This window comes from Butyrivibrio sp. (assembly GCF_017940685.1).
GTDB lineage: Bacteria > Bacillota > Clostridia > Lachnospirales > Lachnospiraceae > Butyrivibrio.
In genome coordinates, this window is sequence record NZ_JAGAYD010000199.1 from 1 (window position 1) to 10,419 (window position 10,419).

10 protein-coding genes and 1 tRNA gene are annotated in these 10,419 nt (G+C 44.4%); 8 read left to right on the plus strand and 3 right to left on the minus strand.

Features of this window, described 5'->3' with window-relative positions; genetic code table 11:
* Window positions 1–113: 113 nt before the first annotated feature.
* Both J6I68_RS12415 and J6I68_RS12420 read right to left on the minus strand, forming a co-directional pair.
* On the minus strand, window positions 114–731 hold the full coding sequence (locus J6I68_RS12415) for a PilZ domain-containing protein (RefSeq protein WP_292220750.1): 618 nt from the start codon (window positions 729–731) through the stop codon (window positions 114–116).
* 191 nt (window positions 732–922) lie between these two features.
* A complete protein-coding gene (locus tag J6I68_RS12420; RefSeq protein WP_292220751.1) occupies window positions 923–2,272 on the minus strand; it encodes an MATE family efflux transporter in 1,350 nt (449 codons plus the stop codon).
* A gap of 292 nt (window positions 2,273–2,564) precedes the next feature.
* On the opposite strand from J6I68_RS12420, the gene J6I68_RS12425 reads away from it, so the two are divergent.
* Window positions 2,565–2,636 (plus strand) — tRNA-Trp (locus tag J6I68_RS12425).
* A 110-nt stretch (window positions 2,637–2,746) separates the two neighbouring features.
* Here the strand turns inward: J6I68_RS12425 and J6I68_RS12430 are convergent.
* Window positions 2,747–3,523: a 4'-phosphopantetheinyl transferase family protein gene (locus J6I68_RS12430; RefSeq protein ID WP_292220752.1), complete on the minus strand. Its 777-nt coding sequence runs from the start codon at window positions 3,521–3,523 to the stop codon at window positions 2,747–2,749.
* 186 nt (window positions 3,524–3,709) lie between these two features.
* Here J6I68_RS12430 and J6I68_RS12435 point away from each other — a divergent pair, with 186 nt between their 5' ends.
* The 7 genes from J6I68_RS12435 to J6I68_RS12465 all read left to right on the plus strand — a co-directional run.
* Window positions 3,710–3,916, plus strand: a complete 207-nt coding sequence (locus tag J6I68_RS12435; RefSeq protein WP_292220754.1) for a hypothetical protein — start codon at window positions 3,710–3,712, stop codon at window positions 3,914–3,916.
* Between the two features lie 172 nt (window positions 3,917–4,088).
* Complete coding sequence (locus J6I68_RS12440; RefSeq protein WP_292220756.1) at window positions 4,089–4,268, plus strand: hypothetical protein; 180 nt, start codon at window positions 4,089–4,091, stop codon at window positions 4,266–4,268.
* 236 nt (window positions 4,269–4,504) lie between these two features.
* Window positions 4,505–6,532: a methyl-accepting chemotaxis protein gene (locus J6I68_RS12445; RefSeq protein WP_292220758.1), complete on the plus strand. Its 2,028-nt coding sequence runs from the start codon at window positions 4,505–4,507 to the stop codon at window positions 6,530–6,532.
* A gap of 124 nt (window positions 6,533–6,656) precedes the next feature.
* Window positions 6,657–7,880 (plus strand): DUF2130 domain-containing protein, encoded by a 1,224-nt coding sequence (locus J6I68_RS12450; RefSeq protein ID WP_292220760.1) that lies wholly within the window; start codon window positions 6,657–6,659, stop codon window positions 7,878–7,880.
* Window positions 7,881–7,932: 52 nt separating this feature from the next.
* Window positions 7,933–9,342: an MATE family efflux transporter gene (locus J6I68_RS12455; RefSeq protein ID WP_292220761.1), complete on the plus strand. Its 1,410-nt coding sequence runs from the start codon at window positions 7,933–7,935 to the stop codon at window positions 9,340–9,342.
* A gap of 12 nt (window positions 9,343–9,354) precedes the next feature.
* Window positions 9,355–10,029 carry an amino acid ABC transporter permease gene (locus tag J6I68_RS12460; protein WP_292220762.1) on the plus strand — a complete coding sequence of 225 codons (675 nt, stop codon included), beginning with the start codon at window positions 9,355–9,357 and terminating at the stop codon, window positions 10,027–10,029.
* A 36-nt stretch (window positions 10,030–10,065) separates the two neighbouring features.
* Window positions 10,066–10,419, plus strand: a 354-nt coding sequence (locus J6I68_RS12465) for an ATP-binding cassette domain-containing protein (RefSeq protein WP_292220764.1), incomplete at its 3' end; no start/stop codon positions are given.

Sequence of the window (10,419 nt, forward strand, 5' to 3'; positions counted from 1 at the left end):
GGGGACGGTTCTGCTGACACGGGGACGGTTCTACTGTCAGGTTTTATCTAAGTAAAACCTGACAGTAGAACCGTCCCCGTGTCAGCAGAACCGTCCCCGTGTGATTTTATCCTTTATACTACGTCTTTAGTAAACATTCTGTTTGCTTTTTCAATTTCTTTCTGCTTCTTGACTCCGAGAATGTAATCAAGCAGCACTGTTGAAACGTTTATGAGCTGGCATCCAACAGCCTCAAACTGATCTATCTTAAACTTTCTGACCACCTGGCAGCTGATCTTTACGTGTGAGTATCCGTCTTCCCTGATCATATCAAGATCGACATCATCTCCGATCTCATAGGCCTTGCTACTCTTTCCAACAATAAGCGAAATGCCCCTCATGGACAGGTCATTAACAAGTACCTTCTGCTCGATCTTGTTTCCAACTCTTGCATGTGCGATGCGCTGTATCTTGTATCTCTCAGCCTTGCGGTTGTTGGTTATCTTAACAGTTTCACTGCCCTGGGCAACATGGAAAAGAGATCCTGAAAAGTCGATGGGACTTATGGACTCCAGGTGAAATGACCTGAGCTTGCCATAAGAATCGGTATAGGACATGCTGGCTTCTGAACAGTACTGGATCATTTTGTCATTGCATACAACGGGAGTGATCAAAACTCCGTCGCTGTACTGAGTCAGAACAGTGGATTCCACGTTGTATTTCTTGCCTTCATGAACAAGTTCGATATTCACTTTTGTTCCGGGTGATATATTTTTAACGTTCATGCAGACTAATATACAATCAGTTAAAATTAGTATCAAGACATGAAAATGTGAAAAAGCGGGTACCGAGCAACAAAGTTTCAGTTTCCACTTTGTTAATTATAAAACATAATTTCAAATGAGCTTGGGACAAGACACGGAGACGGTTCTGCTGACTCACCTCAATCTATCAGCTTCTTATACTGCCACTTCCCTGAATAGTATCTCACCACCGGGATCACACATCCGCAGCCCCAGGACAGCGGCGTTGACAGCCATATTCCTGTTGCCCCAATAAATGGTGATAAGAGATAAGCGAAAAAGACCTTTCCCGCCAACTCAGTAAGCCCCGCCACCATGCAGGTGTTCACGTCTCCGGCGCCTCTTATGACGTTCTGGTAGCTCTGCATAACAGCGCAGATAAGGTACGCAACCCCAACGATGGACAGGTATTGGGCGCCTGCTTCCAGCGCCAACATTGAATCCTCCGGGTCAATAAAGAGCTCCATTATATTGAATCTGAAAACGTAGGCACAAACTGCAATGATACAGGCACTAACGAGCATCACAACCTGAGATTTTTTAAGAGCAACCTTCACTCTGTCAACTTTGCCAGCTCCAATGTTCTGTCCTGTAAACACGCACAGTGCATTTCCCACAGCCAGTATCACCTGTATCGCCAGGGAATCCACCTTGCTGGCAGCAGTGTATCCCGCCATGACGTCGGCCCCGAATGAATTGATGAGCCTTTGTACGCTGATCCCGCCAATGGAGATCATGCAGGACTGAAACGTAGATGGAATGGAGGTTTTCACCACCAGCCACATGTTGTGAGCATCGGGGAAAAGAGCTCTTTTGTCAAATCCAAATTCATCCCGGGTTCGCATCAGCACATACAGACAGATAAAACCAGATACAAACTGGGAGAAAACAGTAGCAATGGCAGCCCCCTGAACTCCCAGACCGAAATTTATAATAAGTAGAAGGTCCAGGCCGATATTGATGAAAGAGGCTGCGATCAGGGCGTAAAGCGGCGTCCTGGAATCGCCAACACTTCTTAATATAGAAGAAGCCCAGTTATAGATCACCATTCCGCCGGTAAAGGCGAAGATGATCTTAAGGTAAGACACTGAGTATGGCAGTACTTCCGCCGGAACCTGAAGCATCCTAAGGATGGGCTCGCACAGTAGGTACCCGCACACAGACAGAACCACCGCCAGTACTGCCATCAGCCAGGTCATAGCAACTATGGTCTGCCACATTTTCTTTTTATCGTGATTACCAAAGCACTGTGCGATGATGAGCCCACCGCCATTTCCCATGCCAAGTGCAAGGCTCAGCAAAAGAAAAGTCAGCATCCCTGTAGCGCCAACTCCCGCCAGGGCGTTGCTTCCAAGATACCTTGAGACTATCAGGGTATCCACTGCGGAGTACAGCTGCTGGAAAATGCTGGAGATCAGCATCGGCACTGCAAATCCGATTATGAGGGGCAGGGGCTGCCCGCTTGTCATATCCTTGGTATCCTGCTTCATGTTCGTCATCCTTTTGGGGTACGGGGAACAAGACACGGGGACGGTTCTACTGTCTCATTGTGTGCAATGAGACAGTAGAACCGTCCCCGTGTCTTGTTCCCCGCGTCTCCATTGCTCCATACTAAATATTTTGTTGCAGGTCATTGGAGAAAATCAACTTCAAATCCCTCATTTTTCAGTACTTTTCAACCAGAAAAAAACCACTTTACTTTATATTTATGCTATGCTATAATTTCCTTCGTCGGCGCGATAGAGCATGTTCGGGAGCCCTTCCGGCGCCGTTTAAATATAAAGGGGAATCATACAATGGCTAGTATCACGGTCTCCAAAACCGTTCATGCGGGTTCGAATCCTGCTTCCCCTGCTCTTAAAGAAAAGACTGGAATCCAGATAATTGCTGGAGTTTCAGTCTTTTTTGTTGTCAGCATGCCAAATAATCAGCTTGATATCCACATCGAGCATGTGTGAGGGGGCTCATAGACTGGCTATCTCTGGGCTTTCGGTAAATACTTCATAGTCTGAGCAGACTGAAATTCCATAGAAAGAGTCCTGCCCCTGCAAGGCATCGCATTCTTGTATGAATAGGCGCCTGGCTGAGTATTCCCCTGAATCTATGTAGGCCACTAAGCTGGAAGCGTGTTCGCCAAACTCCGCCATTTTTAATGTGATCATCTTGGGGGCCAGCGCCAGCCCTTTGCCTGTGTACTTCATGACGCTTTCCTTCATGGCCCACATGCGGGTGTAGACCTGGTCAAAAGAAATATCGTTATGCTGGGCATCACCGGCCGTAAGGCCAGTGCCTGACAGCTCTGCAACCAGCTCTTTGGCAAGTTTCTTATCTTCTATATTAAAGACGTGCTCCACCAGGGAATCTTTAAAGTGCTTAAGTTTCTGGATATCTACGCCAACTTCCCTGTCAGAGACTGCGATCACAGCCATATCTCCTGAGTGTGACAGGTTAAAAGAAAAGTCACTAAGTCCTTTTATATAGGGCTTGCCCTGAGGGGCTGTGGCAATCTCATAATCTGAAGGGTAGGGCAGTTTCTTGCTGCAATCTGTAGCCAGGTACTCTCTCACAGCTTTATCCAGCAGTATCCCAGCCCCAAGGCAGAGCCTTTTTGATCCTTCTGGTTTCAGGGCATCTATTTTCTTTTTTCTCTCCTTGGGCATCTTCTCATAAAACTTAAAAAAGACTTCTTCATCTTTAAGAACGGAAGTGTCAAAGAGCATTAATCTGTTATCTCTTTTCATCTGTAAAACTCCCATGAAATCTATATAAACCATTATCACACAGATGTAAACAAAATCATCAAAACTAAAATTTTTATAAACCGGCTTTATAGATTTTTAAGCTAAAAAAACATAAATTGGGTCTTCATATGATAAGTCTTATGATAACCCATTTTCTATAATGGGGAACATGAAAGGGATATGATCATGGGAAAAAGTGATGCTTCAAAAAAAGGAACTTTCATAGTGAAAGTTGAGTATTGCCAGAACGAGACCTGGCAAGGCCAGGTAATCTGGGCGGAAGAAAACAAAACAGTTCGGTTCAGAAGTGCACTTGAGCTGATGAAGCTCATGGATGAAGCCATGGCAAGTGGCGCAGCGGTCACATTTGAACGTGAACATTCAGTTTCGTAACACATACCTTTTCCATGAGGTGAATGCAGAACACAATTTGTTCAATTATGTGAATTTTGTGTGAAAAAGCAAAAAATTACATTTTTTGTAACATTTGCTGGCCAATCCGTAGTATAATCCAATTAGAAGCAGTTTGGGGGACTGGTAATGTGATCACGCGAGGTATGACATCATGGGGAAGAGTACATTTATCGTGAAGATAGATAACAACCAGAAGGATACGTGGCAGGGAGAAGTTACCTGGGCTGAGGAGAATAAAAAGAGACGTTTTAGAAGTTGTCTTGAAATGCTAAAATTAATGCATGAAGCCTGGGAAAATAGTGAAGATTACGAAGTCAAAAAGACCAATTGACAGATAATTGAATATACAATTTTAAAAGCTAACCTAAAATTACGAATTTAGGTTAGCTTTTTTCTTATTTGTTGTAAACTTTTTGTTTTTTCTGCCGATATCATTAATGTCGTGTGGGTTGTTAATATAAATAAATGGTAAATCATAAATTTTTTATTATATTACCATCAATTGTGTTAACAATTCATCATGAAGGACTATTTATAAGTTCAAAAATTATGATGGAGGTGTTACAAATGGCAAATGATGGTAAGGAGAAAGGCAAAAACAAGAAAGGATCAATCAGTTTTAAAAACAGCATCAGAACAAAGCTGATTGCTGTAATGCTGATAGTTGCAATTGTACCTCTTGCAATTGCTGTTATCGTAAGCTATAGCACATCTACCAAAAAAGCAAAGCTGGATGCAATTGACTCCCTGGACTGGCAGGCATGGTACATTGAGTCTGAGTTTGAGACCAAGGTTACTGAAAATATAAGAACATTGCAGGCAGTTGCTGCTGCTCCTTCAACTATTAATTTTATGCTTCATCCTGAAGACCAGGAAGCTATGACCAAGACTCTTAACTACTTAGGTAGTGTTGATAAGAATCTGAATGATGGAAATATCACTGTTTTGACTGGCCCTGATGGAATGCAGGTTTTAAGGGCAACAGGTAAGCTTGTTGACGTTTCAAAAAGAGAGTATTTCACCCAGGCTATGGCTGGTAATGCATACTGCTCAGATATCATTGTATCTGCGTCTACAGGTGTAAGACAGTGTACTTTTGCTGTTCCAATTTATGGCGACGGCGGAGCGGTTATCGGAATTGCACAGAGGAACTATGACCTTAATGATTTCCATAAATTCCTTGCAGAAGAGTCTGAGGACGCCTTTATCGTTGATACACAAGGTATTGTAGCAGCACATTCTCAGTATGAGATCGGTGTTGATGACGTTGATGACAGAAGCCAGTCAACATTCATGACCAGTGGACTGGATAATGGTTATTATGAGACAGCTAATACCGGTAAGGGGTATGGAGCTATTGTAGCGTATGTTAAGTCACCTACAACCGGGTGGACGATCTGCACAGCTGAAGATCTTAAGGTTGTAACAGCAACATCAAGATCAACAGCAATGATCGTTGTTATCATTGGAGTTATTCTGGTTATAATTGCTGCCATCCTTTCATTCCTCATGGCAAAGAGCTTTGTGGATCCTATCAGGTATGTCAACGATTCTATTGCACAGCTTGCTGATGGACGCTTTTCTAAGATTGTCAAGCATGTTCAGAGAAAAGATGAATTTGGCGTAATGATCGGCAGTACAAACCAGGTTATCGACAAACTTGAAGAGATCGTAAACAGCATAAAAGAGTCTGCTTCTAATGTTGGTATGAATTCTGAAGAGCTTTCAGATATGGCTAATCAGATTTCTCAGACAGCTGAGGACGTATCAAACGCAGTTCAGGAGATCGCATCCGGTGCTACACAGCAGGCTGATGAGATCCAGAATGCATCTGTAAATGTAGGTAAGATTGGCGATGCTGTCGGCGATGTTCAGAACTCAACAGGAGATCTTTCATCACTGGCAGACAAGATGAAAGAAGCTTCAGAAGTATCCAGCAAGTCACTTTCATCTCTGCAGGATTCTTCAAACGAGATGACAGCCAAGATCGACGACATTTCAAATACTATCCAGGCTACACAGGATGCTGTTACAAATATCAACAGCAAGGTAGAAGGAATTGCTTCTATTGCAACACAGACAAACCTCCTTTCCCTCAACGCTTCTATCGAGGCTGCGAGAGCAGGAGAGGCAGGAAAAGGATTTGCAGTCGTTGCGGAAGAGATCGGCAAGCTTGCTGATGATTCCAAGCAGATGGCTGATGACATCAGAAAAGAGATGGATATCCTCCTTGAGCAGTCCAAGGCAGCAGTTGCTGCAGCTGAAGATGTTCGTCAGGGCAACATGGATCAGCAGATGGCACTTGGTGAGACACTTGATGCAGTTAACGGAATGCTCTCCGATATCGGCAGCACAGTTGGCGGCGTACAGCTCATTTCTCAGGGTGCTGACACATGTGAATCAAGCAAGAATGCGGTTGTTGATACTATGAGCGCACTTTCAGCTATTTCCGAAGAGAACGCTGCTTCTTCTGAGGAAACAGGTGCTTCAATGCAGGAGCTCTCTGCTACAGTTACAACCCTTGCTGGATCTGCAAGTAACCTCAAAGACATCGCTAACAAGCTCAACGATGAGATTTCCTTCTTCAAGAGCTGATCATAACACCTTTCATATGAAATAATATAAAGGCGCCGGTGGAACGCTTATAAGCTGTTTCGCCGGCGCTTTATTTTGTGGTAAAATCAAGGGATAGCAGACTATAGAAAAAGAGGGTATGGGTATGGCAGAACTTAAGTGTCCACATTGCGGACAGGCATTTACAGTTGATGATACAGAACTTAGCAGTATTGTTTCACAGATAAGGGACAAGGAATTTGAAAAAGACCTTTCCCAGAGAATTTCTGAACTTGAGAGGCATCTTAAAGAGCGCCATGAACTGGAACTTTCTGCGAAGGAAAATGAACTACGTGTTTCTCAGGCAAAAGAAATTGAAGCCCTCAGGGAACAGATAAGAAAAATTGAAGAATCCAATACCAAGCTAAGACTTGAACTTGATAACGTTGATGATAAAAAGAAGCTGGCAGTCCTTGAGGCAGTCAAGAAGGTCGAGGATGAAAAGAACGCCCTGGCTGATGAGCTTTCTGAGAAAAACAAGGATCTGGAGTCAGCTCTTTTGCAGGAAAAAGAAAGAGGTAAGATCCTCCTTGCTGAAAAAGAGCGAGAGGTTGAGTTCTATAAGGACCTTAAAACCCGCATGTCAACCAAGATGGTTGGTGAGACCTTAGAGCAGCACTGCGAGATACAGTTTAACCAGATCAGGGCCACTGCCTTTAGAAACGCTTATTTTGAAAAGGATAATGACGCAAGGTCTGGTAGTAAGGGGGATTACATCTTCAGAGAAACTGACGAAAACGGCGTTGAGATAATTTCCATCATGTTCGAGATGAAGAACGAGATGGACGAGACTGCCACCAAGCACAAGAACGAGGACTTTTTCAAAGAGCTTGACAAGGACAGGAGGGAAAAGAACTGTGAATATGCGGTACTTGTATCCCTTCTTGAGAGTGATTCAGAGCTCTATAATGCTGGAATTGTTGATGTTTCCTACAAGTATGACAAGATGTACGTGGTTCGTCCACAGTGCTTTATCCCAATAATAACGCTCCTTAGGAATGCGGCCTTAAATGCCCTTTCCTTCAAGCAGGAACTTATGGAAGTGCGCAATCAGGACATCGATATCTCCAATTTTGAGGACAGTCTCCTTAAGTTCAAAAATGACTTTAGCAGCAACTATGAGAAGGCTCACAGCCACTTTGACAAGGCTATAGAGGAGATCGACAAGACGATCCAGCATCTTGAGAAGGTAAAAAAAGAGCTTCAGGGCTCTGATAATCAGCTCAGGATCGCCAATAACAAGGTGGACGACGTTTCTGTGAAGAAGCTTACAAGGAATAACCCCACCATGAAAGCCAAGTTTGCAGAGCTTAAAAAGAGCGAGACTTGACACTGGGTGTATCATAAATAAAACGCAATAAAATTGTGTAAAAGGAAAATTAATGTCTAGTCAAAAGAATCAGAGCAGAAGAGAATTCATGACACAGACACCAGTACCCAGGCTGATACTGACGCTGTCTGTGCCAACAATAATAAGTATGCTGGTTACAGCGATCTACAACACGGCAGATACTTTTTTCGTTGCAAGAGTATCTAGTGACCCGGCTGTAAACACAGCTGCCACAGCCTCTGTAGGACTTGTATTCACTGTTATGGCTATCATCCAGGCTGTGGGCTTTTTCTGCGGACACGGCTCGGGAAATTACCTTTCAAGAATGCTTGGAGCCGGTAACCACAAGGAAGCCAATGAGATGGCTTCTACAGGCTTTGCCATGGCCCTTATTCTTGGAGTAATATTCGCTGTTGTCGGGAATATTTTTGTTACACCCATAGCCCAGTTTCTTGGAGCAACGGATGCCACTATGCAGTTTACCAAGGACTACATGAGGATCATCCTCTTTGGAGCGCCATTTATGATGGCTCAGTTTGTAATAAACAACCAGCTTCGCTTTCAGGGTGCTGCCACCTACGCCATGATAGGCCTGATGTGCGGCGCTGTCATGAACATGGTCCTTGATCCCTTACTTATCATGGTTTTTCACATGGAAGTAAGAGGCGCAGGAATAGCCACAGTCATGGGACAGATCACCAGCTTTATCGTGCTGCTTATTGGAACCAGCAAGGGTGAAAACATCAAGATGAGCTGGGGTAATGTTCACATAAACAGACACTACATCTACGAGATAATCAATGGCGGAGCACCATCTCTTTTCCGTCAGGGCCTGGCTGCTATATCCACGCTTCTCCTCAACAGGATGGCAGGAGCAGTTGGCGCTGCGGCTGTTGTGACAATCGCGGGCGTTGAGCAGGTTATTGGAGCTGAGTCCGCAATTGCCGGAATGTCAGTGGCAGGAAGGCTCATGATGATGATGGCATCAGCCCTTATAGGATTTGGCCAGGGCTATCAGCCAGTCTGCTCATTTAACTACGGCGCAGGCCTTACAAAGAGAGTTAAGGAAGGCTTCACTTTCTGCGTCAAATATTCCACTATCTTCCTCGTTGGGATAGGCGTTGTCTGCTTTGCTTTTGCGCCAGGCATTGTTTCACTGTTCACCAGGCAGGAAGCAGCCCATATTGTAGGCGTGTCAGCACTTCGCTATATGTCACTGTCCCTTCCGCTTTCCGGAGCAATAGTTATCAGCAACATGATGCTTCAGTCAATTGGTAAGGGCTTTAAGGCGTCCATCACAGCATCAGCCAGAAATGGTATCTGCTTCATTCCGCTTATTCTGGTACTGCCTCAGTTTTTGGGCATAACAGGTGTTGAGATGACTCAGGCTTGTGCTGATGTTTTATCACTGTTTATTGCAGTTCCGCTGGCAATTTCGGAACTTAAGAAATTTAACGACTAACTTGGAGATTTTATGTTTAACGAAAAGACACTTGAGCTTCTTATAAGCTCTTTCCCCAAAATACTGGAGTTCGGACTTAAGGTTACGCTGCCATTGGCGGCCATAGCCTTTGTGTTGTCCACAGTGATCGCAGTTCTTGTTGCCATGGTCCAGTACGCCAAGACTCCGTTACTGTCCCAGATCTGCCGCATCTACATCTGGATCATCAGAGGAACGCCGCTGCTTGTTCAGCTCATGGTGGCATTCTATGGACTTCCCCTTCTTGGGATCCACTCCAATCCCTTTGTGATGGCGGTAATTGTCTTTTCCATAAATGAAGGTGCATATTCTGCAGAGACCATGAGAGCAGCCATGGAGGCAGTTCCTGCGGGACAGTTGGAGGCGGGCTACTGCGTTGGTATGAACTACATGCAGATCATGTGGCACATCATCCTTCCACAGGCCTTTAGGACCGCGTTTCCATCACTGTTCAACGCGCTTATCAGCATGGTAAAAGACACATCTCTTGCCTCAAGTATCACCGTGGTGGAGATGTTCACAAGGACCAAGCAGATTGCTGGCCAGTCCTACAACTACCTGCCCCTGTACATCGAGGTTGCCTTTGTGTACCTGATCTTCTGCACTGTTCTTACATTTATCCAGAAAAAAGGTGAGAAGATCCTTGGAAGCTACGGCGTTCGCAAGTGATGAATTTTAATTTTTATAAGAAATCAGGAGGAGCATATGGCTCTTTTAGAAGTTAAAGAAATAAAGAAGGCCTTTGGAGATAACGGAGTACTCCTTGGTATCGACCTTGCTATTGAAAAAGGTGATGTGGTGTCGGTTCTTGGACCATCAGGCTCAGGTAAGACCACGCTCCTTAGGTGCATAAATTTCCTTGAGAAGGCAGATGGAGGGCATCTTTCTTTTGAGGGAAAAGAGTATGATCTTTCCAGAATTTCAAAGGCTGAGATAGCAGAAATAAGGAAAAAGACAGGCTTTGTTTTCCAGAACTACAACCTCTTTGCCAACAAGACAGTTCTTGGAAATGTGACCCTGGGACTTACTTCCGCAAGGAAGGTTTCAAAGGCTGACGCA